Consider the following 25,077-nt stretch of genomic DNA (forward strand, 5'->3'; position numbering starts at 1 on the left):
GAGGAATATCGCATGCGCGCTAGGGTGGCATTTTGATCTTCGTCAAAAAAATAGCAAATTAGCATGCGATTTAGCTTAACCGTCAATCTTACAGCACGGAGGCAAAATGCTGGCGCACTCAAATGTAATTAATTGCAAGGAGATGTTCGGATAGGCCTGTGAGGCGCATGGGGAAGGGGTGCCTGGCTTGGTTTCGGTGCACAACCCGATTCCTGTCTAAGCTTCTGCCAGCATTTCCAGCAGTTGAGGCTTACGACGTACTCATGGGCAACATTCTGTCATCACATATCGGCCTGCGTGGCCTGATTTTGAGCTTTGTTCTACTTGCCGTGCTGGGCACCCTGTGCAATGGCCTGATCACGGCCTACGGCGTGCAACGCGATGCTTTGGTCCACTCGGCGCTAGAAGCCAACCGTGCCTATGCCTTCAAGGTGGCCTCCAGCATCGATGGGTTCCTGTACTCGGTCAATGAACGCCTGAAATACAGCAGCCAGCGCCTGGGCCGCGACATTGCCAACCCAGCCTTGCTAGAGGAGGAAGCACTTCGCTTGCAGGCCCAGGACTCGGAACTGAACAGCGTGCTGATCACCGACCCTGCAGGCAAGATCCTGCAGGCATACCCGCCCGGGGTGCAGATCGGTTCGACGGTGGCGTCTACTGAGTTGCACGCAGCACTCAAACAACGGCAGCCCTTGGTCAGCCAGGCATTCACCGCGGCCAACGGCAAGCTCATCGTCTTCGTGTCGCAGCCGATCTTCAACCCGGCCGGCCAGTTTCTCGGGCTGGTGGGCGGTTCGGTGTACCTGCAGCAGCGTGGCGTGATGCATTCGCTGATTGGCGAACATCACCTCGATGGCACCTTCGCCTTCGTCGCCGACGGCAACCGCCGCTTGCTTTACCACCCCGACCAACAGCGCATCGGTGAAGTGCTCGGCTGGAGCGAGACGGTGGACATCGCCCTGCACGGTGAAAACGGCACCCTGGAGACCGTCAACTACCGAGGGGTACCGATGCTCGCCGGGTTTGCCCATGTACAAGGCTCCAACTGGGCTGTGGTGGTGCAACAACCGCGGGCACAGGCACTGGCGCCATTGGCCAAGCTGATGCGCGACATGCTGATCAAGATCATCCCGGCCGGGGTGGTCGGTTTTGCTCTGATACTGCTCGGCGTAATGCTGATCACCCGCCCGTTACGTGCGCTGGCCGGCCATGCCATCGACCTTTCGGCGCCCAATGCAACGGCAGAACTGTCCGCGATCAATGCCTGGTACGCAGAGGCTGCGGCGATCCGCCAGGCACTGGTGATGCAGGCGCAACACCTGCAACAGAAGATCGGCACCTTGAACGCCGCCGCCGAAACCGACCTCTTGACCGGCCTGGGCAACCGGCGCGCGATGAAGGCAGCACTTGAGGCCCTGGATGCATCGCAGCAGGCTTATGCGGTACTGGCGTTGGATATCGACCACTTCAAGCGGGTAAACGACACCTTCGGCCATGATGTCGGCGACCTGGCCCTGCAGCAGGTGGCGCAGGTGATCCGTGACTGTACCCGTGCAGGGGACCTGCCCTGCAGGGCCGGCGGCGAAGAGTTCTGCCTGCTGCTGCCGAACACCGGGCCGAGTACTGCGAAAGAGGTCGCCGAGCGTATTCGCTCGACGCTGAGCGCCACGCCCATGAAGCAGGTCGGCACACTGACGCTATCTATCGGTGTGGCTTACCGCAGTACAGAGACCCCCACCGCCGAAGCCATCCTCAAGCGTGCCGACGAGCGCCTGTACCTGGCCAAGGAAAATGGGCGTAACCGTGTGGTAGCTGAAGATCGCGTGCCTTCCTAGGTTTTGTACGAAAGTATGGTCATCCATCGTTGTAGGAGCGGGCTTGCCCCGCGAAGCAGGCACCGCGAACGATGGCACGGGCTTCGCCCGTGTTCGCGGGACAAGCCCGCTCCCACGGGGGTCATGCCTGTTTTAGAGTTTTGAGCAAGGCAGTTGCTCTCACAAAACTTTTTGTACAGAGCCCCTGCCGCTAGAGGGTCAGAAATCCAGGGCGCCGCTGAGCAAGGCGTTGAGTTTGCCCGCGACGTCGGCGCCTTGCTCGTCCAGCAGGCACAACGCAATGCCTTGCAACGCCGCCTGAGAGCCCGCTAGGCCTGCGCCTATCAGCGCCAGCGGGCAGGCAATCTCCATCTGCAACGCGCGCAGGCGCCTGGCCAACACGGGGCCAACCGGTGCCTGCAGCGCAATCACCAGTGCCGCCGGCTGCATCGCCGCACACAACAGAGGCAGCTCTTCCAGCGGTTGCCCGCAGCCGAGCACCTCGATGCGTTGTTGCTCGCCGCTCAACAGCAGCCCGGCACACAACACTTGCAGTTCGGCTTGCCCTTCGGTGCCCGCCAGCAGTACGCGCGGCGCATCGGGCTGGTTCATCTGCAGGCGCAGCAGCAAGCGGGCGCGCAGGAACGTATCGAGAAACAGCCATTGGCTACGCTGGCCGAACGCACTGCCTGAAGCCAGCTCATGCCACACCGGCATCAGCACTTCACGCAGTACGGTGGCCTTGGGCATGAGTGTGAACAACTGGCCATGGATCCCTTCCAGCGCCTGCGCATCGAATGCCTGGGTTGCGCGCACTACGGCGGCGCGCCAATCGTCAAAGGCCGAATGCGGCTGCACAGACGCCTCAGGCTGGCCTACGAGCATGTCACCGACCTTGCTGATGGGCAGGCCGTTGGAGGTCCAGCGCAAGATGTCACGTATACGCTGCACATCCCGGGCCGTGTACAGGCGATGGCCGCCCTCGGTGCGCTGCGGGCGGATCAGCCCGTGGCGCCGCTCCCAGGCACGCAAGGTCACCGGATTGATGCCAGTCAGGCTGACCACGTCGCGCATGGGTAGCAAATCGGGTGGGGTGGCGTCTGTCATGGCGAGTGGGCTTCCGGGGGGTGCCCTATTCTAAACCCATCTGCACCTTCTGCGGCGAGCAACCTTGGTTCATCATACAGCACACGGCGCCGAAGCCTTCTGCACAGAGGCTACGCTGCGCATATCGCATACGAGATTTCTGTGGGTGGGCCCTATGATCAACGCAAAACTCCTGCAACTGATGGTCGAGCATTCCAACGATGGCGTCGTCGTCGCCGAGCAGGAGGGCAATGACAGCATCCTTATCTACGTCAACCCGGCCTTCGAGCGCCTGACCGGCTACAGCGCCGACGACATCCTCTACCAGGACTGCCGCTTTCTTCAGGGCGAGGATCATGACCAGGTGGCCATCGCCACCATCCGCGAGGCAATCCGCGAAGGCCGCCCCTGCTGCCAGATACTGCGCAACTACCGCAAGGACGGCAGCCTGTTCTGGAACGAGTTGTCCATCACGCCCGTGCACAACGAAGCGGACAAACTGACGTACTACATCGGCATCCAGCGCGATGTCACAGCGCAGGTATTCGCCGAGGAGAAGGTTCGCGAGCTGGAGGCGGAAGTGGCTGAATTGCGCCGGCAACTGGGCCAGGCCAAGGGCTGACCCAAAAAACCTATACACGATCGTTAATTTGTATAGATTAAGACTTAGGCTTCAGCTATACCTGTACAACAAAGCATCGTTGTACAGGATTGACTGGAGCCCAGCATGTCAGCGTACCTAAAGCAATTCGCCGAGCGCTTCGCCAGCCTCGATGGGGGCAACCTCGACACGCTGGCAAAACTGTACAGCGAAGAGGTCACCTTTCGCGATCCCCTGCATCAGATACAGGGGCTGCCGGCCCTGCGGGCCTACTTCGAGCAGCTGTACGCCAACGCCCACGATATCCGCTACGCCTTCACCAGCGCCGACGAGGTGAGGCCCGGGCAGGGTTACCTGCGCTGGACCCTGCAGTTTTGCCACCCACGCCTGGCCCGCGGCCAGCAGATCACCTTGCAAGGCTGCAGCTGCTTGCATTGGCGCGACCGCGTGCATTTTCACCAGGACTATTTCGACGCCGGCGCCCTGCTGTATGAACACCTTCCGGTCATGGGCAGTGCTATCCGCTGGCTCAAAGGCAGGCTGGCATGAGCCGCTGCTGGCTGACCGGCGCAAGCAGCGGTATCGGTGCCGCACTCGCGCAGACACTGCTGGAGCAAGGCCACCAGGTTGCCCTGGGGGGGCGCCACGCGGAGCGCCTTGCCCCCTTGGCTGAACGGTTCCCCGGGCAGGTATTGCTGGCCATTGGCGATATTGACGACCCGCAGCAGGTGGCCGTTATCGCTGCCCGCATCGAGCAGGCCTGGGGCGGGCTGGACATGGCCATTCTCAATGCAGGCACCTGCGAATACCTGGAGCCGGGCCATTTTGATCCGGCCGTGGTCGAACGTGTGCTGCGCACCAACGTGCTGGGTGCCAGCTACTGCCTGGCGGCGGCACTGCCCTTGCTTCGCGCCGGCCAACGTCCCCACCTGGTGGTGATGGGCAGTTCGGTGAGCTGGCTGGCCTTGCCTCGCGCTGGCGCCTACGGCGCGTCCAAGGCTGCGGTGCGTTACCTGGTGGAGTCACTGCGCATCGACCTGGCACACGAGGGCATCGCGGTCACCCTGGTCAGCCCCGGCTTCGTCGACACGCCATTGACCCGGCGCAACGATTTCCCCATGCCGCAGCTGTGGCCCGCGCACCGCGCAGCCCAGCATATCGCCAGGCGTCTGCAGCGCCGCCCGCTGGAAATCAATTTCCCCGGCTTTTTTACCTGGGCGTTGCGCCTGCTCGGGGCACTGCCCGCGCGCCTGCGCCTGGCACTGGGCCAACGCCTTGCCCGTCATGAACAGGAATGATGATCCATGCGTATAGCAATCATCGGCAGTGGCATCGCGGGGCTGACCTGCGCCCATCTGCTGTCACGCAAGCACGAAGTGACGGTTTTCGAGGCCGAGCAATGGGTCGGGGGGCACACGCATACCTTCGATGTGATCTGGCAAGGTGAGCGCCATGCAATAGACACCGGTTTCATCGTCTTCAACGACTGGACCTACCCGCACTTCATCCGGTTGCTCGACCAGCTCAAGGTCGCCTCGCAGCCGACCGAGATGAGTTTCTCGGTGCATGACCCGATCACCGGCCTGGAATACAACGGTCATGACCTGAACACACTGTTCGCCCAACGACGCAACCTGGTGTCCCCTGGGTTCTGGGGGATGCTACGGGATATTCTGCGTTTCAACCGCCAGGCAGTCGCCGACCTCGACGCCCAGCGCATCGACGCCAACACCACCCTGGGCGCCTACCTTCAGGCGCACCGCTATGGGCGGCGGTTCATCGACCACTACATCGTGCCAATGGGGTCGGCCATCTGGTCGATGTCCCGCGCAGACATGCTCGGCTTCCCCCTTGAGTTCTTCGTGCGCTTTTGTCGCAACCACGGCTTGCTGTCGGTCACCCAACGGCCGCAGTGGCGGGTGATCAAAGGGGGTTCGCGCGGCTATGTTGCGCCGCTGTGCCGACCGTTTGCCGAACGCATCCGCCTCAACTGCAAGGTTTACCGGGTCAGCCGCGACGAAGGTGGCGTCACCCTGGTCAGCGCTGCCGGCAGCGAACGCTTCGACAATGTGGTGTTCGCCTGCCACAGCGACCAGGCCCTGGCGCTGCTTGACACCCCAAGCCCGCAGGAGCGCGCCGTGCTCGGCGCCATCGGCTACGCCAGCAACGACGTGGTGCTGCACACCGATACCCGTCTGCTGCCACGCCGCAGGCGCGCCTGGGCCAGCTGGAACTACCGCCTGGGCGGCCCAGAGCAGGCCCCCGCGGCGCTGACCTACAACATGAACCTGCTGCAAGGCATCAAGGCGCCGACCACCTTCTGCGTGAGCCTCAACCAGACCGCGCAGGTAGACCCGGCACAGATCATCGCCCGCTTCCAGTACGCCCACCCGCAGTACAGCCTTGCGGCCTCCGCCGCGCAGGCGTGCCAGGCGCAGTTGCAGGGCCAGCAACACAGTTACTTCTGTGGCGCCTACTGGGGTAATGGTTTTCACGAAGACGGGGTAGTCAGCGCGCTGAAAGTGGCCGCGCACTTTGGAGAGCAGCTGTGAACAGCAGCCTTTGCCTGGGCTGGGTCAGCCACCGGCGCCTGACGCCGCGGCGCCACGCGTTCCGTTACCGGATCGGCATGTTCTACCTGGACCTGGACGAGCAAACCTGGCTGCTGAAACTGTCTCTCTGGCTGGGGCGCTGGCGCCTGGCACCGCTGTGTTGGCGCGAGACCGACTACCTGCCCGCGCTGACCCGCCAGGGCGAACCGCTGGCCCAGGCCGCACGCTTGCTGGTCCACCAGGCGACAGGGCATATGCCCGAAGGCCCGGTGCGCCTGCTCACGCAACTGCGTTGCTGGGGGCTGTCGTTCAACCCGGTGAGCTTCTACTTCTGCCATGACCGCGACGGGCGCCTGGCGGCGATTCTGCTGGAGGTGCGCAACACGCCGTGGCGTGAACGCTTTCACTACGTGCTGCCAGTGCAGGGCAACCTTGCCAAGCGCTTCACCGTAGCCAAGGCCTTCCATGTGTCGCCGTTCATGCCCCTGGACATGGACTATCACCTGCGCTTCAGCCTGGACGCGGCGCATGTACGCATTCACATGCAGAACTGGCAAGGCGGCCGCAAGGTGTTCGAGGCTGACCTCACCTTGCAGCGCCAGCCACTGGATGCACCCGCGCTGCGCCGCTACGTGCTGACCTTTCCCTGGATGAGCCTGCACACCGTTCTGGCCATCTACTGGCAAGCGCTGCGCCTGTTGTTCAAACGCACCCCCGTCCATGACCACACCACCCGCCAGGGTGACCTGGCGCTCGGCCAACCTTGCGAGGACCCTGAACATGTCGAATCCCACCCTGAGCGTTAGCAAGTTCGCCGGCCTTGCGCCCTTACTCGGCGGGCTTGCACGAAGCGCCGTGCTGGCCCAGATGGGCAAACTGCGCCACGGCCACCTGCGTCTGCTCAGCCACGGGCAGCAGTGGAGCTTCGGTGATGCCGAAAGCCTGCTCCAGGCCGAGGTGGAGATCCTCGATGACGCCACTTGGAGCCTGATCGCCGGTAATGGCTCGATCGGCGCGGGCGAAGCCTACATCCATGGCTACTGGCGAAGCCCCGACCTGGCACTGGTGACGCGACTGTTCGTCGCCAACCTGGAAGTGCTCGATGCGCTCGAAGGTGGCCTGGCCCGCTTCGGCCGCCCTGCCCTGCGCCTGCTGCACCGGCTCAACCGCAACAGCAGGCGCGGCGCCCGGCGCAACATTCTGGCGCACTACGACCTGGGCAATGCCCTGTTCGAGCGGCTACTGGACCCGACCATGATGTATTCTGCCGCCCAGTTCGAGTACCCCGGGCAAACCCTGGAGCACGCCCAGTTGCACAAGCTGGAGCGCATCTGCCAGAAGCTCGAACTACGCGCTGACGATCACCTGCTGGAGATTGGTTGCGGCTGGGGCAGCCTGGCAATCCACGCCGCCACCCGGTACGGCTGCCGGGTCACCACCACGACACTCTCCGAAGCCCAGTACGCCCATACCTTGCAGCGCGTTCAGGCCCTGGGGCTGGCGCAGCGCGTGACGGTGCTGCGCGAAGACTACCGCGACCTTCAAGGCAGCTTCGACAAATTGGTATCGATCGAGATGATCGAGGCTGTCGGGCACCGTTACCTGCCGGTGTACTTCCGTCAGTGCGCCTCGCTGCTCAAGCCCGAAGGCCTGATGCTGTTGCAAGCGATCACCATCCGCGACCAGCGCTATGCCCAGGCACGGCGCTCGGTAGACTTCATCCAGCGCTACATCTTCCCCGGTGGCGCCCTGCCCTCGCTGAGCGTGATGCTGGACACCGCCAGCCGGCAGACTGCACTCAACCTCGTGCACCTGGAGGATTTTGGCCTGGACTATGCCCGCACCTTGCAGCATTGGCGCGAAAACCTGCGCCAGGCGCGCACAGCGCTGATGGACCTGGGCTACGACGACATGTTCCAGCGCCTGTGGGAGTTCTACCTGTGTTATTGCCAAGGCGGCTTCGAGGAGCGCGCCATCGGTGTCGCGCACCTGCTGTGGGCGGCCCCCCAGGCACGGCGCGCCCCCTGGCCTGGCAGTGCGTGATGCGCAGCTGCTGGCTGGTCGCCAATGCGCTCTGGTTACAGGCCGGCTGGTGGGCCTGCGTGCTGGGCGCGCAACGCCCTTGGTTGCTGCTGCTGGTACCTCTGGGCCTGGCAGTGCACCTGCGCCTGTGCCCGAACTTCAACGCCGAGGGCAAGGCACTGTGGCGCGTTGCGTTGGCCGGCTGCCTGCTCGATAGCGTGTTGGGGGTACTGGGCGTGTTCGGTTTCGACGCCTGGCCGCTGCCGCTGTGGCTGGCACTGCTGTGGTGGGTGCTGGCCAGCGGCATGCGCCACAGCCTGGCATGGGCCGGCAAGCGCTACTGGCTCGGCGCGTTGCTGGGCGCATTCGGCGGCCCGTTGGCGTATGTCGGCGGCGCCAGGCTGGCGGATGTCGCCTTGCCTTTGGGCACGATGGAAACCGGCCTGTTATTGATGCCGGTGTGGGCGTTGGCCCTGCCACTGCTTTCGCGTCTCGCGGCGTCGCCCTCACGTTGAGCGGGGCAAGCGCGATCAGCTTCAGGGCGTGCCCGCTGGCAAGCGGCGGAAGAACAGGGTGATCTGGCCAACTTCCACGCCCAGTTTGCTCATGCTCGTGCGGTTGATCAGCGTGTCTTCATCCATGAGGTACATCCAGTCGTCCATGTCCACCTGCCAGTGCCGCCCGTCGACCGGCAGGTCAAGCTGGTAACGCCAACGCAGCGCATTCCCCGCCACTTCGCCGCGCGCCTCACCGATCACGTCCCCCGCTGTCCCCCGCCAGCGGCCAGGGCCGTCCGGCACCAGTGTCCAGGTACGCTGCTGGCGCGTGCCATCGCTGTAGAGAAAATGCTCGTCGAGGATCAGCCGCTCACCTTCGCGGCGGCTGTCGATGCGCACGTGGAAGCGCTTCACCACTTCGCCGGAACGCTTCTGGAACATCCCCCAGGCCTGCACCGGGCGCGAGAAGAACGCCGCCAGGTCCAGCTTCGGTTGCGCCTGGGCATAGTGCTCGACACCGACATTGCCACAGCTTCCCAGAAGCAGACAGGCAACCAGCAACAGCGCTTTGTACATGTTCAGCTACCTCGGTCGTTGCCCGCGGCCAGCCCGAGGAGGCGCTGAGGCAGTTGCGGGTCCCTGGACTGCGGATCGAGCCAGAGGGCGAAGAACGCCCTGCAGGCCTCGACACCTCGAAAAATACTATACAATACTAACTTATTGCATAGATATTAGATGAATTTGTACAGATTTCTACGCACTCCACACACGCCCTGCTAATCCCGCAAAATACGCCGTCTACTGCCCCCTGAAGGAATTGCTCATGCTGTACGTAGTCATGCTCGGTGGCCGCCACCCACGGGCCAGTATCGAGGTACACGACGTGCTGTTCGCACAGGCCGATTCACTGGAGCAGGCGTACCCGCAACTGTGCCAGGACTGGTTCGGCAGCCGTGCGGGCCTGCACATCGACTCGTGGCTGGAAGTCGACGGCATCGATCGCTACCGTGTCGCGTTCAGCCCGCTGGCGCCAGGCGCGGATGACCCACGGCTGTTCTTCATCAACCTGGGCGGCTACGAGCCCAACGTGTTTGGCGAGGCGCACCGCTACCTGCTGGTGGTGGCCAGGGACAAGGCCCAAGCCAAGCAACTGGGCAAGCAACGCTTGCAGTCGGCCTGGCTCAAACCGCATACCGATGCAGTACTGGAAGTAGACGACTGCCTGCCCGTCGACCTGGTGGGCGGGCGCTATGTGCACTTGATCGAAGGTGCCCATGGCGGGCTGCGTCAATACAGCGACTACATCCTGCTCTGAGATTCAATCACCCTCTCACCGGCGGGGATCAGCCCGTACGACACCCAAGTGCCTGGCTTTCGGATTGTCATGAAACAGGCTATGTTCGGCGAAACTCGACTGCGCGTCGCCAGCACCGACTTCGATCAAGGGAAACCTCATGCAGCAACGTGAACTGCTGACAACCGTTGCAGGTGCCTGCGAAGTGCCGCAACGCGCTACCGTTCAAGCGTGGCGGCGGCAGCCATGACAGGCCTTGATCCTCGCGATGAGATAGCGCACTCGGTAAGGACGGACCGCCTGAAACAGCTGTTCGTCCAGTCAGCGCCCGCTGTGCTGGGCAGCTACTTGGCAGCCATCATGTTGTGCTGGCTGGGCTGGGAGCGTTTCGACCAGCAAAAGGTGGTCGCCTGGATGGCCGTACTCAGCCTTTCGACGGCCCTGCGTACCGCCATGTTCATCACCTACCTGCGCGCTCCCGCCAGCCAGCGCACGGCTGAACGCTGGGAGTGGCGCTACTGGGCCACGCTGGTATTGTCGGCGGCAACCTGGGGCTTGGGTGCATTGGCTGTGATGCCGGCCGACGACCTGCTGGGGCAGACATTGATCATGCTGTTTGCCGTGGGCATGTCGGTCAGCGCCGTGTCGTGTTACTCGTCATACCGCAACATGACCGTGGTATCGATCGCCCTGGTGCTGCTGCCCTGCACCGGTTGGCTGGTGGTGCAGCCTTCCGCGCTGCAGCAGGGGATCGCACTGGCGGTACTGGTGTTCGCATCGTTCGTCGTCAACGCGACGCAAAGCCTGTCCTCAGCCCTGTTGACCGCGTGGCGCCTGAAACACGAAATGGAACACGCTCACCGGCTTGCCATGGTGGCTTCGTGCACGGACGAACTGACCGGGCTGAACAACCGACGTGCCTTTTTCGACTCTGCATCGGTGCAGCACGCCCGCTGCAGGGAGGGTTGTACCTTCGTGGCCGTGCTGATGCTGGACGTCGATCATTTCAAGCAGATCAACGATACGGCCGGCCACGCGGCGGGCGACCAGGTGCTACAGCGGATCGGTGCCGTGATCAGCGCCAGCCTGCGGGATGACGACATAGCCGGCAGGCTGGGCGGCGAGGAGTTCGCCATCCTGCTGCCCGATACGCCTCTGCACACCGCCACCGAGATCGCCGAGCGCCTGCGGGCCCTGATAGCCAAACTGAACGTCAACGTTGAACACCCGGTGACCGCAAGCATAGGCCTGGCGTTCGCAACAGCCCCCACGAGTGAACTCGGTGCGTTGCTCAGTAGCGCAGACAAAGCCATGTACCACGCCAAGGCATCCGGCCGTAACCGAGTGATGGTCGTCGACCAGATGCACGCCGCCGTCTGACAAGAGGCAAGCCTGCCCAGATTTGGTTCAACCCTGCCATCACGCCAAACCTTGCACTCAATTGATGCAGGGCAGCCGCGCGCTCGGCATTCGCCCCTACATCCAGGTGCCATAAATCCCCGCCAATTCGTCTGATACCGTCGCGTTTCTGCTACTAAACCGCGCACATCTGCTTTTTTAGCGCCATTTTCCCTCCCGATTCATCCGCCCTGCCCGTTCCGGCATTGTCATTGCAAAGCGAGTTCACCCCTTAACCCGAGGCGATCCATAAAAACCGCATCCACAAGTAAATGCAGTACCGCACCGCGTTGTGAATGGATGAATGTGCAACAACACTGCCGACGAGTCGTGGCAAGGAGGGGGTATGTCCCGGGCTTTTTTCAATGAAATGTATGAGGCAAACGGAAGTTGCCGCCCGCACTATCAGGAGTTCGCCCGCTGGCTAGCGAACACGCCGCTGGCATTGTTGGAGCAGCGGCGGCACGAAGCCGACCTGCTGTTTCATCGGGCCGGCATCACCTTCACCCTGTACGGTGACCAGCAAGACACCGAGCGGTTGATCCCCTTCGATATCATCCCGCGCAGCATCCGCGCCAGCGAATGGCGCATCGTCGAACGCGGGTGTATCCAGCGCGTCCAGGCGCTGAACCTGTTCCTGCAGGACATCTACCACGAACAGCGCATTCTCAAGGCCGGCATCATTCCGCCCGAGCAGGTGCTGGCCAACGAGGGCTACCAGGTCGCCATGCAGGGCCTGAATCTGCACCGTGGGCTGTACGCCCATATCGCCGGCGTCGACCTGGTGCGTGACAGTGACGGTACGTATTACGTACTGGAAGACAACCTGCGCACGCCCAGCGGCGTCAGCTACATGCTCGAAGACCGCAAGATGATGATGCGCCTGTTCCCCGAGCTGTTCGCCGCCCAGCGCATCGCCCCCATCGACCACTACCCCAACCTGCTGCTGGACACACTCAAGAGTGCCAGCCCGCTGGACAACCCGACCGCCGTGGTGCTCACTCCGGGGCGCTTCAACAGCGCCTACTTCGAGCATGCATTCCTGGCCCGGGAGATGGGCATCGAGCTGGTCGAAGGCGCCGACTTGTTCGTGCGCAACGACCATCTCTATATGCGTACCACCGCCGGCCCACAGCAGGTGGATGTGATTTACCGCCGCCTGGACGACGAATACCTCGACCCACTGTCGTTCAACCCTGACTCGATGCTGGGCGTACCGGGGCTGATCTCGGTGTACCGGGCTGGCAACGTGGTGCTGGCCAACGCGGTGGGCACCGGCGTTGCCGACGACAAGTCGATCTACCCCTATGTCGACGACATGATCCGCTTTTACCTGAGCGAGGAGCCGATCCTGAAGAACGTGCCCACGTGGCAATGCCGCAAGCCACAGGACCTTTCCCACGTCCTGGCCCACCTCCCCGAGCTGGTGGTCAAGGAAACCCAAGGCTCCGGCGGCTATGGCATGTTGGTCGGCCCTGCCGCCACAGCGGCGCAGATCGAAGACTTTCGCGCCCGCATCAAGGCGCGCCCGCACGCCTACATCGCGCAGCCCACGCTGTGCCTGTCCACCTGCCCGACCTTCGTCGAAAGCGGCATTGCGCCGCGCCACATCGACCTGCGTCCGTTTGTGCTGTCAGGCAGTGAAACCCGCCTGGTGCCCGGTGGCCTGACCCGCGTTGCGCTGCAAGAAGGCTCGCTGGTGGTCAACTCGTCGCAAGGCGGCGGTACCAAGGACACCTGGGTGGTGGAGGACTGACCCATGCTTTCGAGAACAGCTTCCGATCTGTACTGGATGTCCCGCTACCTGGAACGCGCCGAAAACCTCGCACGCATGCTCGAGGTCAGCTACTCGCTGTCGCTGATGCCGCAAGCCGGGCGTTCGGATGGCCACGCCGAGCTGGCCATGTCGCTGCTGGCGTCCGGTACGCTGGACGATTACATCCGCAAGCACACCGAGCTGGACCCCGAGCGCATGCTGCACTTCTTTGCGCTGGACGCGAGCAACCCCAGCAGCATCTATTGCTGCCTGCAAGCTGCCCGTACCAACGCCCATGCTGTACGTGGGCGGATCACCGCCGACATGTGGGAAAACATCAACGCCACCTGGATCGAAATGCGCAACATCGCCAGCAACGGCCTTGGGCGCTACGGCATCAGCCAGTTCTGCGACTGGGTCAAGGAACGCTCGCACCTGTTCCGTGGCGCGACCTCCGGCACCATCATGCGCAACGATGCCTACAGTTTCATTCGCCTGGGCACCTTCCTCGAGCGGGCAGACAACACCCTGCGCCTGCTCGATGCCCGTTATGAAATGTTCGGGGAAACCTCCGAGGAGGTCAGCGACGACTCTGCACGCGGTTATTACCAGTGGAGCGCCTTGTTGCGCGCCCTGACCGCCTACGAAGCCTTCAATGAAATCTACCGCAACGCGCCCAGCGCGCGACCGGTGTCGGAGCTTTTGCTGCTGCGCGTTGACGTGCCGCGTTCGCTGCATGCCTGCATTGATGAGCTCGACCAGATTCTTGCCGGCCTGCCTGGCAATACCGGCCGCGCCGCACAAAGGCTGGCCGCCGAACTCAACGCACGACTGCGCTACACCGCCATCGACGAGATTCTCGAAGCCGGGCTGCACCTGTGGCTGACCGACTTCATCGGCCGCATCCACCAACTGGGCCAGACCGTCCATAACGCCTATCTGGAGGTCATATGAAACTGTCCATCCGCCACGACACCACCTACAGCTACGCCAGTGACGTCTGCAACAGCATCCAGTTCCTGCGCCTGACACCGCGCAGCAGCGAGCGCCAACGTATCCTCGACTGGCAATTGGACTTGCCCTGCAAGGTGAACAGCCAGATCGACCCCTATGGCAACATCCTGCACGTGCTGACCTTGGAAAAGCCCCATGGCCACCTGGCCCTGACGGCCAGCGGCCAGGTGGAAATCGACCCGGATTGCGAGCACGAGGCCGGCAGCCAGTCGCCCCTGCCGTTCCTGCGCAGCAGCCACCTCACCCAGGCCAGTGACGCGCTCAAGGCCTTCGCCACTCAGCAGTGTGGCGAGCGCCGCGACCGGGCAGCGTTGACTGCGCTGATGCAAGGCCTGGCCGACCATATGCCCTACAGCCCAGGCGCGACCTCGGTGGGCACCACCGCCATCGAGTCGTTTGCCGGCGGTGCCGGGGTGTGCCAGGACCATACCCACGCGTTCCTGGCCTGCGCCCGCAGCCTGGGTATCCCCGCACGCTACGTGTCCGGCTACTTGTGCACCGAAGACGAAACCCACCTGGCCAGCCACGCCTGGGCTGAAGCCTGGATCGATGAAGCCTGGTACAGCTTCGACGTCACCAACCGCCTCACCCGGCCCGAGCGTCACCTTAAACTGGCCGTCGGGCTGGATTACCTCGATGCCTGCCCAGTCCGCGGAGTGCGCCGGGGTGGCGGCGTCGAATCCATGCAGGCAAGCGTTCAGGTGCATCGCCAGTAGCCCCCTGGCGCAACACCAGCAGGCCCCGGCATGCCGTGTGCGGCGGGGCCCTCCATTCAAAGCACAAGGTAAACAGCATGACCTACTGTGTCGCTATGCACGTGGCGGACGGGCTGGTATTCATCTGCGACTCACGCACCAATGCCGGCATCGACCAGATATCCACGTTTCGCAAGTTGTTCGTTTTCAGCGTGCCCGGCGAGCGGCTGATCGTCCTGCAAACCGCCGGCAACCTCGCCACCTCGCAATCGGTGGTCAACCTGCTCGAACAACGCAGCCGGGGCTCCGGCACCCACCTGCTGAACGTCGCCACGCTCTACGATGCAACGGTACTGGTGGCCGAAACCCTGCGCGAAGTGGTCGCCCGTGACCGCAGCAAGCTGACAGCCCAGATCGATCTGAGCGCCTCGTTCATGGTGGGCGGGCAGATCGCTGGCAGCCCCATGGGCATCTACAACGTCTATGCCCAGGGCAACTTCTTCCAGGCCACCCAAGACACCCCCTTCCTGCAATTGGGCGAGAGCAAGTACGGCAGGCCGATCCTGGACCGTAACCTCACCTACCACACGCCCTTGGACGAGGCGGTGCGCTGCGGCCTGATCTCATTCGACTCCACCATCCGCAGCAACCTGTCCGTGGGCATGCCCCTGGATCTGCTGGTGTATGGCAAAGACAGCTGCACAGCCAGGGAGCCGGTTCGCATTCATCATGACGACCCTTACTACAGCCAGATCCGCAAGCAATGGGGTGATGGCTTGAAAAACCTGCTGGCCGAACTCACGCCACCCCCACGGGATTTCATGGCCCAATGAGCGAGGTCGAAACATGCCGTCGGCTGGCGACCGAGCAGCCTCCATGCTCAAATAACCTTCACCGCACGGCCTATGAATTTCACCGGCCCGGTCGGCCGCCCGGTGGGCGAGCCACCGGCTTTTTCAAGCGTCAGCTCGAACAGTTGGTCGGGTTCTAAAGGCGGCATGCTGCTGGCGGGGACGCGGTATTGCTCGCCTGGCTTGATCAGCCCCAGCGAAACGGGTGCGGGCCATTGCGAGCCCTTGGTCCAGAACTGCAGTGCCATGCCGTCAGGTACAGCGTCCTGGCCCAGGGGGATGAGCTCCAAGGCCCGCCCATCGCTTGCCTGCACCACCCATCCCGGCGCCTGGTCCGTCGGTGCAACCAGCACCACCAGGTAGCGCGGCGACGGTGCCTGGCTGACCAGCAACAGAAACGTCAGCACCAGGCTCGCTGCGATGCCCACGGCACTCACCCCCTGCCACAGGCGAAGACGCTGCCACCACGCCACGGACGGTTTGGCAAACCACCCCGCGCGCTCGTCCAGGCTGCGCTCTATACGCCCCCATAAGCGGGGGCTGGGTGTTGAGGGTTGGGCAACACGGGTCAGGGCCAGCAGGCGTTCTTCCCACGCATCCACAGCCCGCTGCAGGCGCGGGTCATGCGCCATGCGCGCGGCCAGCGCCGCGCGCTGGTCGGCAGGCAGTGTGCCGAGTACGTACTCCCCTGCCAGCGCCTCCAGCGCGTCCTGGTCTTGATCGGCAGCATCCGCTTTCATCCCATGCACTCTCTGAGAGCCTTGAGGCTTCGCTTGATCCAGGCTTTGACGGTGCCTAGTGGCGCGTCGAGCAGGCTAGCGATCTCGATGTGGCTGCACCCGTCCACATAAGCATGCAGGATGCACCGTTGAGGTGAAGGCTGCAGTTGCTCCAGGCAGCGGTAGATCCTGCTCGAACCCGACCATGCCTCATCATCGGCACCCGGGAACACGGCGCCGATGGCGTCGATATCGCTTTCGTCAAAAGCGACTTCACAGCGCACGTCACGTATGTGATTCAACGCCAGGTGCCGGGTGATGCTGTAGATCCAACCCCGTGCCGAACCGCGCGCCGGGTCGAAACTCGCGGCGCGGGTCCAGATGCGGATGAAGGCATCGTGGACGATATCCTCGGCGGTTGCGTCATCCCTGGCGATGCGCCGCGTAACGCCCAGCAAGCGTGCGCCTTCATGGGTGTAGAGCGCCTGCAAGGCGCGCCGATCGCCTTGAGCGCACGCCGCCAGGCATGCCTGAAAATCGAAGGGGGTAACAGGCAGGTTCAACGTTCGATCACTCCTAGCATTACCGAGTGCAGCCCCAGCCTTGAGGCCAGGTCTGGCGGTAAGGGTAGATGATCAATCACCCGCCGGCTGCCACAACATCGATCATTTGGCGGCCCAGAACACGTAGTCAGCCTGGTACTTGACGATTTGTCGCTCGCCTTTGTTCTGCGCCGTGCAGCCACTTTGCGGCGCAACGCCACCATGGGTCGCAACGCGCTGGATGTAGCTGACGCCGTGCATGGCACCTGGGCCTTCGGCGGGGTTGGCCTTCACCAGTTGATACGGCAGCGCGGTCTTGTCCACGGGCGCCACAGCGAGCTGGGTCCCGGTGATTTTCGAACCGTCTTTGGCTTGCCAGGTGGCAGGCGGGCCGAAGTAGTCGCCCACTGCCTTGCCCGAACGGTCATTGAGCACCGCTTTCGGGCCTACGAAAACCCACTCGGTCTGCCCCGGCATGCTGGCCTTGTCGCGGCATTCGTAGGTGATTTCGCCCACGCCCACGGTTTCCAGGACCACCTTGTGGCCTTCGGGCACCTTCACGGCATCAGGCAGGCCTTGTTGAGCGTGGGCTGTGTGTGAGGCCAGAACCAGGGCCAGGCCAGCGACGAGCGAGCAGGGAACGGATGTGAAGGTCATCGTGCAAACTCCTGATAGGGGGTGGTCGGGGCTGCAGCAAGGCTGCCCTGTCCTGATTACCCGCCACCGTCCTGTTTGGATGCACCCCTGCACAAAAAAATGTGAGGACGCTGACGCACAGCGTCGGAACTTTGCTGGCTTGTCGCAGGCCTTCTTTCTCAGGTGTATTGATAAAAGGAGATACCCGATGAGTGCGCAACTCAGTGGCAAGCGCGTGGCCTTTCTAGTCACCGATGGTTTCGAACAGGTGGAACTGACCGGTCCTCGTGATGCCTTGAAAGATAACGGCGCAGTGGTCGATATCCTGAGTGACACGCCAGGCACCGTTCGCGGCTGGAATCATGACAAGCCTGCCGACGAATTTACCGTGGATGCAACCTTCGACGATGCCCAGCTCGACCTCTACGATGCCCTTGTACTGCCTGGCGGCGTACAGAACTCCGACACCATTCGCCTGATAGCCGGCGCGCAGGAACTGGTAAAAGCCCACGATTCGGCCGGTAAACCACTAGCGGTGATCTGCCATGGTGCATGGCTACTGGTGTCCAGTGGCCTGGTCAAAGGCAAGCGGATGACCAGTTACAAGACACTGCAGGATGATATCCGCAACGCCGGCGGCACCTGGGTGGATGAACAGGTGGTGGTTGATGGCAACCTGATCAGCAGCCGCCAGCCAGATGATATTCCCGCGTTCAACCAGCAGTTGATCAGCGCCCTGGCAGGTTGAACCTGCCCCTTGCAGCCCCTTGCATCGCTCAAGGGGCCTGCGCCTCAGCTCAGACGAAACGGGCAATAACGCGCTGAACCATTTGCCTGTGTACCACGTCCACCGCAAAAGCATTCATGAGTCGAAACCAAAATGGCGTGCGATCCCGTGCTGGCAGTGCTCGGCTACCTCAAAGACCACCAGTTGGTACTCACCACCGCAGAATCCTGCACGGCAGGCTGCATGATTGCATTGCTGGCCGCCTACCCGGGTGCAGGGGAAGTGCTTGAAAGCGGCTACGTGGTGTACTCACCCACGGCCAAGAAGCGTCTGTTGGGCGTGAACCCGCAAACCATCGAGCGCTATGGCCTGACCAGCGAGGCCGTGGCCTGGGAAATGGCATTAGGTGCGTTGAAGGACAGCGATGCCAATGTCGTCATCGCAACCACCGGCGTAGCCGGGCCTGGCCAGGCATCGGGGGTTTTACCCGGCACACTGTGCTTTGCCTGGGCTTTTGCCGGCGAACCCATCGCAGTGTTTACCCGTACCCAGCGATTCTTTGGGGAACGTGCGCAGGTCATGCACGAGGGCGCCCTGTATGGGCTGACCCGACTGGGTCACTACTACGAGCGCTGGCTGCGCGGGGACCGCGCCTGAATAACGGACACTTCATGAGGGCCACAGTCTCGTCCTAGGTTTACTGAACCAGGATGGCGTGATGAAGCTCGATAGACGGGACGGGCACCACACTGCGCCGCGTCGTCAGCCACTCACGCATCCGTGCAGTATCGAAGATCTGCCCCTCTTCCATCATCACCAGAATCAGCGCTTGGGACATTCGGTAGCACCCGCATTGCGAACAGTGACGCTCTTCCCACCCCGTCGAACACTCGACGGATTCGGCACTTCCCGCGCAAATCAGACAACTCATGAAGCCCCCTTCTGCTTATTTTTGGTAGGAGGTTGAAACAGGGTTATTGAGATGAACTATTTCTCATAGTTACCAAGAGATTTCCATGCCAATTCGAAATTCCCTGTTTTTTTTGGGGGGGGATTGCATTTGGGCTACAAGGTGCCCGCCAGTGCATTTTTAGCGCCTGTCAGATCGAGCGCCGCGCGGGCGGCGCTTGATCTTCGCGACACCTCCAAGCCCAAGACAAGCACGCCAACCATCATCCTTGTTGAACCCTGCTGCACAAGGTCGACTCAATGCCTAGTAAGCCTGTACTAACCCGCCCGCACTGAGGTGACGACATGAATGCTATCGATCTGCTGGTTCAAGACCACAACGTGGTGAAAAAGCTGCTGGAAGAACTGTCTTCGACCACTGAACGTGCCGTAAAGAAACGCGCTGAACTGCTGCATCGGATTGAACAGGAACTGCAAGTCCACACCGCCCTGGAGGAAGACATCCTCTACCCTGCGATCAAGCAGGCCGGTGGCAAGGAAGAAGCCAAGATGTATTACGAAGCGAAGGAAGAGCACCGCACCGTCGATTCATTGGTGTTGCCTGATCTGCTTCATACCGAAACCGGCACCCTCGAATTCGCCGGGCGGGTCAAGGTGATGAAAGAGCTGCTGGAGCATCACATCGAGGAAGAGGAAGGCGAGCTGTTCCCGACGGCCAAGAAGCTGCTGGGCAAGGGCCAGCTTGAAGAGCTGGGGCTGGCCATGGAAGCGCAGAAGAAACTGCTCAAGAGCGAGCAGCGCGCCGCTTGAATCGAGTGCGCCGTGCCGGGGCCCTCTCGGCTCGCCCTGGCAGGCGCCCAGTAAGAAAATGCGTTGGGATTGGCGTTGATGGCGAACTGGATCGAATTGCTGGAATGGCCTGCCATGGCGGTCACGGTACTGGCCGCCTGGTGCATAGGCTCGCGCCGCGCCGGGCGTCGCAAGATTGGCTTCTGCTGTTTCATTGCCAGCAACCTACTATGGTCAGTCTGGGGCTGGCACGCTCAGGCCTGGGCGTTGATTGTGCTGCAGGTAGTGCTATGCCTCATGAACCTCAGGGGCTGGAAGAAGAACACGGCTGCCGAGCTCCAGTCGTGACGTTCACCTTGGCTGCAGGGGCCTGTTAACCCAGCAACTGGCTCAATACCGCGCGCAATTTCCCCGGTTTGACGGGCTTGTTCAATAGCGGCGCACCGAGCTTTTGCAAAGCACGCCGGCACTGATCGCTGCGGTCTGCGGTGATGATCACCGCAGGGATGGGGGCGTTGAAATGCTCACGCAAGTGCCGGACCACCTCGCAACCCACAACCCCGTGATCCAGGTGAAAATCCGCCAGGATCAGCTCCGGTGCCTGCCCCTGCAAGGCCAACAAGGCCCCTGCCTGGTCGGTCGCGGTCACCACCTCGCAGCCCCACTGAGCCAGCAGCGCGCGCATGCTTTCGAGAATGCTCACTTCGTTGTCCAGCACCAGCAGCCGGCGGCCGGGCAACGGGTTACCGGCGCCGGGCTGCGGCGCGCTCTGGTGGATTGGCAACGGTACTTTCTCGCCGATCGGCACCTCGATGCTGAACATCGAGCCACGGCCCGGCCATGACCGCACCTGGATCCGGTAACCGAGAATCTTGGCGATCCGCTCAACGATGGCCAAACCCAGGCCTACGCCTTTGCGATCAGCGGCGCGGCCAACGTCCAATTGGTTGAACTCAAGGAAAATGGCCTCCAGCCGATCCTGCGCGATGCCACGCCCGGTGTCCCACACCTCCAGGCGCAAACAGGCGCCGCGACGCCTGGCCCCCAGCAAGATCCGGCCCTGGTCGGTATAACGGCAGGCGTTGCTGAGAAAGTTGCGCAGGATCCTCGTCATCAGCCGCAGGTCGGTGCTGATAGCGTAGTCACCGATGCGTGCCCGCAGTTTAAGGCCCGCCGCGTCGGCCACCGAGCGGAATTCCGAGACCAGCGGCCCGAGCAGTTCATCGAGACGGTACAACGCCACGTCAGGCTTGACCGCCGCCTGGTCGAGCCGGGAAATGTCCAACAGGTCGGTGAGCAGGTCTTCGGCGCCCTCCAGAGCCTGATGGGTACGCTCCACCAGCACCTGCTCGGCCTCCGGCAATGGCCGTTCGCGCAAGGTCGAGATCAGCAGGCGTGCGGCATTGAGCGGTTGCAGCAGGTCATGGCTGGCGGCAGCCAGGTACTTGTCCTTGCTGCGGTTGGCGGTTTCCGCGGCGTCGCGAGCGTCGCGCAGGGCTCGGGCGATCTGTTTACGCTCGGTAATCTGCTGTTGCAGGTTGCGGTTGGCCTCCAGCAGTTCATCGGTACGGGCAGCCACCCGCTGCTCCAGTTCGTCATTGAGCTGTTGCAGGCGCTGCTGGGCCTGCTTGCGTTCGGTGATGTCGGCGACAAAACCTTCCACCAGCCCTTGCTGGCCGGGTTTGAGCAGCAGGTTCATCAGCACATCGAGGTGGCTGCCGTCCTTGCGCCGCAAGCGGGTCTCGTAGCCGTGCAGGCTGTGTTCGCGTGCTAAGGCTGCGGTAATCGCTTGCAGTTCCTGGGCGCCGCCGACAAACAGGTTGGCGGCCAGGTCGGTCAGGGAAAACAACACCGCCTGCGGGCTCTCGTAACCGAGCATGCGCGCCAGCGCCGGGTTGGCGGCACGCATGCCCTCTTGCAGGCTGGCTTGGAAAATCCCGTGGACGGCGTTCTCGAACAGCCATTTGTAACGGTTGCGCTCGGCTTCCAGTTCGTCCAGGCGCGCCGCCAGTTCCGGGTAATGACTCTTGCGCGCCGAGTGGTCGCCCAGCCCCAAAAGCCCGGCCAGTGCCCGCTGCTGCTCGTCAGAGGGCCTCGCCATAGACGACCTCGACATCACGTTGGCTCGACTCGCGAGGGTTGGTGAGGATGCACGGGTCACCCATCGCGTGCTGCGACAAAAACGGAATGTCGGACGTGCGCACCCCATGCAGACCAAGGGTTTCATGGAAGCCGATAGCGCGCTTCAACGCGATCAGGTGGTCCACCAGGCGCGCGCAGATCTGCCGATGGTTGAGACCGCGGCAGTCGATGCCAAATACCTCGGCAATCACCTTGAAGCGCTCCGGGGCCGAGCTGTAGTTGAACGCCACCACGTGCTCCACCAGCACGGCGTTGCACAAGCCATGGGGTAAGTCGAGGAACCCGCCCAGGCTGTGGGACATGGCGTGCACCGCGCCAAGAATCGCATTGGAGAACGCCAGGCCGGCCTGCATGCTGCCCAGCATGATTTTCTCGCGCAGGGCGATATCGCCCGGGTTGGCGATCATCTGCACCAGGTTGCCATTGATCAGGCGCATGGCCTCCAGCGCATGGGGGTCAGTCAGCGGGCCGTGGCCGGTGGAGACGAAGGCTTCGATGGCATGCACCAGCGCGTCGATGCCGGTGCAGGCAGACAGGAAGGGGTCCATGCTCAGGGTGGTTTGCGGGTCGATCAGCGAAACGTCCGGCACCACGGCCTTGCTGACGATGGAGAACTTCATGCGCTCCTGCTGGTTGGAAATGATCACGAACTGCGAGACGTCGGCCGAGGTACCGGCCGTGGTGGGGATCAGAATCAGTGGCGGGCTGGGCACCCGGATCATGTCCACGCCTTCGAACTCAAGGATGCTGCGCCCGTGGGCGACCACGATGCCAATCGCCTTGCCGCAATCCATCGGGCTGCCGCCGCCGACGGCGACAATCACGTCGCAGTGGTTTTCCCGGTAGATCTCGGCGCCGAGCATTACCTCTTCGACCCGCGGGTTGGGCGACACGGCGCTGTACAGGCAGTAATCGATGCCTTGCGCCTGCAGGCTGGCCTCGACATCCGCCACCCAACCGGCGGCAATCACGCCGGGGTCGCTGACCACCAGCACCTTGCGGGCACCGAAGGTCTTGGCGTAGTTGGCGACGTTATGCCGGCAGCCGGCACCAAAGATGATTTCAGGCGAAACGAACTTGCGAAGCGGGCTGAAGCTCTGGCTCATCGGAAAGCCTGTTTTTTTTGTTCTGAAAGGTAACCGCCAGCGTAAAGCATCCCGCAACGAAAGTAACCAGACCAAAGGGTGGCAAGGGCTCAGCCCCGAAAAATCAGGCGCGACGCCTTTTCGTTGCGCAAGGTCAGTTGCACCATGCCCTGCCCCGCTGCCTGCGCCTCCTGCCGGGCCTGGAGGATGACGCCGTGGTGCGGCGACTTGCTGCACACAGGGTCGGCATTGGCCGCATTGCCGGTGAGCATGTAGGCCTGGCAGCGGCAGCCACCGAGGTCCTGGTGCTTTTCATCGCAGGAGCGGCAGGGCTCCTTCATCCAGGCCGTGCCGCGAAAACGGTTGAAGCCGAAGGCGTCGTTCCAGATATGCTCGATGCTGTGTTCGCGCACGTTGGGGAAGCTCACGGGCAGCTGCCGGGCGCTGTGGCACGGCAGCGCAGTGCCATCCGGGGTGATGTCGAGAAACAGATTGGCCCAGCCGTTCATGCAGGTCTTTGGGCGTTCTTCGTAGTAGTCCGGCGTGACGAAAATCAGCTTGCATGGATGTCCCTCGGCCTCCAACCGCTGGCGATAAACCTGGGTAATCCGTTCGGCCCGTTGCAACTGCTCACGGGTCGGCAACAGGCCTGCACGGTTGAGCTCGGCCCAGCCGTAGAACTGGCACGTCGCCAACTCGACGAAGTCCGCCTGCAAGGCCAGGCACAGCTCGATGATCTCGGCAATCTGGTCGATGTTATGCCGATGGGTCACGAAGTTCAGCACCATCGGATAACCCTGGGCCTTGACCGCCTGGGCCATCGCCAGCTTCTGCGCGAACGCCTTGCGCGAGCCGGCCAGCAGGTTGTTGACCGCCTCGTCGGCAGCCTGGAAGCTGATCTGGATATGGTCAAGCCCGGCGCGCTTGAAGTCGCGGACTTTCTGTTCGGTCAGGCCGATGCCGGAGGTGATCAGGTTGGTGTAGTAACCCATGCCCCGCGCGGCCTCGATCAGCACTGCCAGGTCTTGGCGCACCAACGGTTCGCCGCCAGAGAAGCCCAGTTGCGCGGCGCCCATTGCCCGCGCCTCGCGGAACACCCGGATCCATTCTTCAGTGGTCAGCTCCTCGCCCTGTTGGGCAAAGTCCAGCGGGTTGGAACAATACGGGCACTGCAGCGGGCAGCGGTAGGTCAGTTCCGCCAGCAACCACAGCGGCGGCCCCGGGCGTGGCTCATTCGATCCAGTATTTGGCACGGGCCACCTCCAGAAACGCCAGCACATCTTCATCCAGCCCCGGCACGCCGGGGAAGCGTTGCACCAGTCTGTCGATGATCAGCGCCACGCTGCGCTGGCCGTCGAGCAATTCGAGGACCCAGCCGGCGCTGGCATTGAGGGTGATCATGCCTTCGGGGTACAGCAGCACATGGCAATCCTGGCGTGGCTCCCATTGCAGGCGAAAACCGCGGCGCAAGGCCAGCGCCTGCTCACGCTCGATCAGCTTCACAGGATAATCCCCCGATGCCAGACGTTGTCCCGAGTGACGCTGTGATACGGCAGCCGCTGCAGCTCATACGCCATGCTCATGGCATCGAGCATGCTCCACAGCATATCGAGCTTGAACTGGAGGATCTCCAGCATGGGCTGCAATTCCCAGAGAAGAAACGGCCATCGCAACGATGGCCGCAAGGCCATCAACGATTGGCGAAGTACATCGTCACTTCGAAGCCAATGCGCAGGTCGGTAAAAGCGGGTTTAGTCCACATGGGGCAGTCCTCTTCTATTGCCGGGCGATTCCGGTAGAGGCATTAATGCACGGGGGGGCGACGGGCCGTATGCTACTTTGGAACGAGCTTGCGGGGTGCGTTGGTAGGGGGTGACACGGGACATTACGCAAACGGGTGACGCGCGCGCAGAGGCGCCCACCCAGAGCCCTCTGCGCGTGCGTCGTT

Annotated in this window: 29 protein-coding genes and 1 pseudogene; 18 read left to right on the top strand and 12 right to left on the bottom strand. The window is 62.7% G+C overall.

The window, feature by feature from the left end:
* Positions 1-263: 263 nt before the first annotated feature.
* Positions 264-1,835, top strand: coding sequence for a diguanylate cyclase (locus CKW22_RS17515; protein WP_095064521.1), 1,572 nt, complete (start codon positions 264-266; stop codon positions 1,833-1,835).
* A 198-nt stretch (positions 1,836-2,033) separates the two neighbouring features.
* On the opposite strand, the gene CKW22_RS17520 is transcribed toward CKW22_RS17515, so the two are convergent.
* Entirely contained in the window at positions 2,034-2,921 is an 888-nt protein-coding gene (locus tag CKW22_RS17520; RefSeq protein WP_095064522.1) for a MerR family transcriptional regulator, read from the bottom strand.
* 154 nt (positions 2,922-3,075) lie between these two features.
* Between CKW22_RS17520 and CKW22_RS17525 the strand changes: the two genes are divergently transcribed.
* The 7 genes from CKW22_RS17525 (at position 3,076) to CKW22_RS17555 (ending at position 8,590) form a co-directional block, all read left to right on the top strand.
* Positions 3,076-3,522: a PAS domain-containing protein gene (locus CKW22_RS17525; RefSeq protein WP_095064523.1), complete on the top strand. Its 447-nt coding sequence runs from the start codon at positions 3,076-3,078 to the stop codon at positions 3,520-3,522.
* Between the two features lie 105 nt (positions 3,523-3,627).
* Entirely contained in the window at positions 3,628-4,050 is a 423-nt protein-coding gene (locus tag CKW22_RS17530) for a nuclear transport factor 2 family protein (protein ID WP_033698449.1), read from the top strand.
* Positions 4,047-4,799 (top strand): SDR family oxidoreductase, encoded by a 753-nt coding sequence (locus CKW22_RS17535; RefSeq protein WP_095064524.1) that lies wholly within the window; start codon positions 4,047-4,049, stop codon positions 4,797-4,799. Before CKW22_RS17530 ends, CKW22_RS17535 begins: the two co-directional genes overlap by 4 nt.
* Positions 4,800-4,805: 6 nt before the next feature.
* Complete coding sequence (locus CKW22_RS17540; RefSeq protein ID WP_033698452.1) at positions 4,806-6,053, top strand: NAD(P)/FAD-dependent oxidoreductase; 1,248 nt, start codon at positions 4,806-4,808, stop codon at positions 6,051-6,053.
* Positions 6,050-6,859 carry a DUF1365 domain-containing protein gene (locus CKW22_RS17545; protein ID WP_047583153.1) on the top strand — a complete coding sequence of 270 codons (810 nt, stop codon included), beginning with the start codon at positions 6,050-6,052 and terminating at the stop codon, positions 6,857-6,859. Before CKW22_RS17540 ends, CKW22_RS17545 begins: the two co-directional genes overlap by 4 nt.
* On the top strand, positions 6,834-8,096 hold the full coding sequence (locus CKW22_RS17550) for a cyclopropane-fatty-acyl-phospholipid synthase family protein (protein WP_095064525.1): 1,263 nt from the start codon (positions 6,834-6,836) through the stop codon (positions 8,094-8,096). Before CKW22_RS17545 ends, CKW22_RS17550 begins: the two co-directional genes overlap by 26 nt.
* Positions 8,096-8,590, top strand: a complete 495-nt coding sequence (locus CKW22_RS17555; protein ID WP_033700116.1) for a DUF2878 domain-containing protein — start codon at positions 8,096-8,098, stop codon at positions 8,588-8,590. Before CKW22_RS17550 ends, CKW22_RS17555 begins: the two co-directional genes overlap by 1 nt.
* Positions 8,591-8,611: 21 nt before the next feature.
* Here CKW22_RS17555 and CKW22_RS17560 read toward each other — a convergent pair whose 3' ends face one another.
* Positions 8,612-9,148 carry a DUF3833 domain-containing protein gene (locus tag CKW22_RS17560; RefSeq protein WP_095064526.1) on the bottom strand — a complete coding sequence of 179 codons (537 nt, stop codon included), beginning with the start codon at positions 9,146-9,148 and terminating at the stop codon, positions 8,612-8,614.
* A 247-nt stretch (positions 9,149-9,395) separates the two neighbouring features.
* On the opposite strand from CKW22_RS17560, the gene CKW22_RS17570 reads away from it, so the two are divergent.
* From CKW22_RS17570 to CKW22_RS17595, 6 genes are all read left to right on the top strand, one after another.
* Positions 9,396-9,887, top strand: a complete 492-nt coding sequence (locus CKW22_RS17570) for a DUF1543 domain-containing protein (protein WP_095064527.1) — start codon at positions 9,396-9,398, stop codon at positions 9,885-9,887.
* Positions 9,888-10,199: 312 nt separating this feature from the next.
* Positions 10,200-11,246, top strand: a complete 1,047-nt coding sequence (locus CKW22_RS17575; protein ID WP_033698459.1) for a diguanylate cyclase — start codon at positions 10,200-10,202, stop codon at positions 11,244-11,246.
* Between the two features lie 364 nt (positions 11,247-11,610).
* Positions 11,611-13,020 (top strand): circularly permuted type 2 ATP-grasp protein, encoded by a 1,410-nt coding sequence (locus CKW22_RS17580; protein WP_033698460.1) that lies wholly within the window; start codon positions 11,611-11,613, stop codon positions 13,018-13,020.
* A 3-nt stretch (positions 13,021-13,023) separates the two neighbouring features.
* Positions 13,024-13,974 carry an alpha-E domain-containing protein gene (locus CKW22_RS17585; protein ID WP_033698461.1) on the top strand — a complete coding sequence of 317 codons (951 nt, stop codon included), beginning with the start codon at positions 13,024-13,026 and terminating at the stop codon, positions 13,972-13,974.
* Positions 13,971-14,750, top strand: coding sequence for a transglutaminase family protein (locus CKW22_RS17590; protein WP_033698462.1), 780 nt, complete (start codon positions 13,971-13,973; stop codon positions 14,748-14,750). The genes CKW22_RS17585 and CKW22_RS17590 overlap by 4 nt, the downstream gene beginning before the upstream one ends.
* A 77-nt stretch (positions 14,751-14,827) precedes the next feature.
* Positions 14,828-15,562, top strand: coding sequence for a proteasome-type protease (locus CKW22_RS17595; protein WP_033698463.1), 735 nt, complete (start codon positions 14,828-14,830; stop codon positions 15,560-15,562).
* Between the two features lie 47 nt (positions 15,563-15,609).
* Here the strand turns inward: CKW22_RS17595 and CKW22_RS17600 are convergent, their stop codons facing one another.
* From CKW22_RS17600 to CKW22_RS17610, 3 genes are all read right to left on the bottom strand, one after another.
* Positions 15,610-16,320: an anti-sigma factor domain-containing protein gene (locus CKW22_RS17600; protein WP_047583155.1), complete on the bottom strand. Its 711-nt coding sequence runs from the start codon at positions 16,318-16,320 to the stop codon at positions 15,610-15,612.
* Positions 16,317-16,862, bottom strand: coding sequence for a sigma-70 family RNA polymerase sigma factor (locus tag CKW22_RS17605; RefSeq protein WP_033698465.1), 546 nt, complete (start codon positions 16,860-16,862; stop codon positions 16,317-16,319). Before CKW22_RS17605 ends, CKW22_RS17600 begins: the two co-directional genes overlap by 4 nt.
* 102 nt (positions 16,863-16,964) lie before the next feature.
* Positions 16,965-17,498, bottom strand: coding sequence for a DUF3455 domain-containing protein (locus CKW22_RS17610; protein ID WP_095064528.1), 534 nt, complete (start codon positions 17,496-17,498; stop codon positions 16,965-16,967).
* Between the two features lie 187 nt (positions 17,499-17,685).
* Here CKW22_RS17610 and CKW22_RS17615 point away from each other — a divergent pair, with 187 nt between their 5' ends.
* Together CKW22_RS17615 and CKW22_RS17620 are read left to right on the top strand one after the other, a co-directional pair.
* Positions 17,686-18,225 carry a type 1 glutamine amidotransferase domain-containing protein gene (locus CKW22_RS17615; RefSeq protein WP_033698468.1) on the top strand — a complete coding sequence of 180 codons (540 nt, stop codon included), beginning with the start codon at positions 17,686-17,688 and terminating at the stop codon, positions 18,223-18,225.
* A 132-nt stretch (positions 18,226-18,357) separates the two neighbouring features.
* A complete protein-coding gene (locus CKW22_RS17620) occupies positions 18,358-18,861 on the top strand; it encodes a CinA family protein (protein WP_095064529.1) in 504 nt (167 codons plus the stop codon).
* Positions 18,862-18,901: 40 nt separating this feature from the next.
* Here CKW22_RS17620 and CKW22_RS27600 read toward each other — a convergent pair whose 3' ends face one another.
* Positions 18,902-19,042: a hypothetical protein gene (locus CKW22_RS27600; protein WP_177447953.1), complete on the bottom strand. Its 141-nt coding sequence runs from the start codon at positions 19,040-19,042 to the stop codon at positions 18,902-18,904.
* A gap of 416 nt (positions 19,043-19,458) precedes the next feature.
* Here CKW22_RS27600 and CKW22_RS17625 point away from each other — a divergent pair, with 416 nt between their 5' ends.
* A complete protein-coding gene (locus tag CKW22_RS17625; protein ID WP_033698471.1) occupies positions 19,459-19,923 on the top strand; it encodes a hemerythrin domain-containing protein in 465 nt (154 codons plus the stop codon).
* 78 nt (positions 19,924-20,001) lie between these two features.
* Entirely contained in the window at positions 20,002-20,250 is a 249-nt protein-coding gene (locus CKW22_RS17630; RefSeq protein WP_033700117.1) for a hypothetical protein, read from the top strand.
* Positions 20,251-20,275: 25 nt separating this feature from the next.
* On the opposite strand, the gene CKW22_RS17635 is transcribed toward CKW22_RS17630, so the two are convergent.
* The 6 genes and pseudogenes from CKW22_RS17635 to pqqA form a co-directional block, all read right to left on the bottom strand.
* Positions 20,276-22,003, bottom strand: coding sequence for a NahK/ErcS family hybrid sensor histidine kinase/response regulator (locus CKW22_RS17635; protein ID WP_033698472.1), 1,728 nt, complete (start codon positions 22,001-22,003; stop codon positions 20,276-20,278).
* On the bottom strand, positions 21,987-23,150 hold the full coding sequence (gene ercA, locus CKW22_RS17640; RefSeq protein ID WP_033698473.1) for an alcohol dehydrogenase-like regulatory protein ErcA: 1,164 nt from the start codon (positions 23,148-23,150) through the stop codon (positions 21,987-21,989). Before ercA ends, CKW22_RS17635 begins: the two co-directional genes overlap by 17 nt.
* Positions 23,151-23,239: 89 nt before the next feature.
* Complete coding sequence (pqqE, locus tag CKW22_RS17645; protein ID WP_033698475.1) at positions 23,240-24,382, bottom strand: pyrroloquinoline quinone biosynthesis protein PqqE; 1,143 nt, start codon at positions 24,380-24,382, stop codon at positions 23,240-23,242.
* Entirely contained in the window at positions 24,360-24,632 is a 273-nt protein-coding gene (gene pqqD / locus CKW22_RS17650) for a pyrroloquinoline quinone biosynthesis peptide chaperone PqqD (RefSeq protein ID WP_033698477.1), read from the bottom strand. Before pqqD ends, pqqE begins: the two co-directional genes overlap by 23 nt.
* Positions 24,629-24,766 (bottom strand): annotated as a pseudogene (locus CKW22_RS17655) (pyrroloquinoline quinone biosynthesis protein C); the annotation flags it as partial. The gene pqqD and the pseudogene CKW22_RS17655, both read right to left, overlap by 4 nt.
* A 53-nt stretch (positions 24,767-24,819) precedes the next feature.
* Positions 24,820-24,891 carry a pyrroloquinoline quinone precursor peptide PqqA gene (gene pqqA, locus CKW22_RS17660; RefSeq protein WP_003253598.1) on the bottom strand — a complete coding sequence of 24 codons (72 nt, stop codon included), beginning with the start codon at positions 24,889-24,891 and terminating at the stop codon, positions 24,820-24,822.
* Between the last annotated feature and the right edge of the window lie 186 nt (positions 24,892-25,077).

The organism is Pseudomonas sp. Irchel s3f19, assembly GCF_900187555.1.
GTDB lineage: Bacteria > Pseudomonadota > Gammaproteobacteria > Pseudomonadales > Pseudomonadaceae > Aquipseudomonas > Aquipseudomonas capeferrum.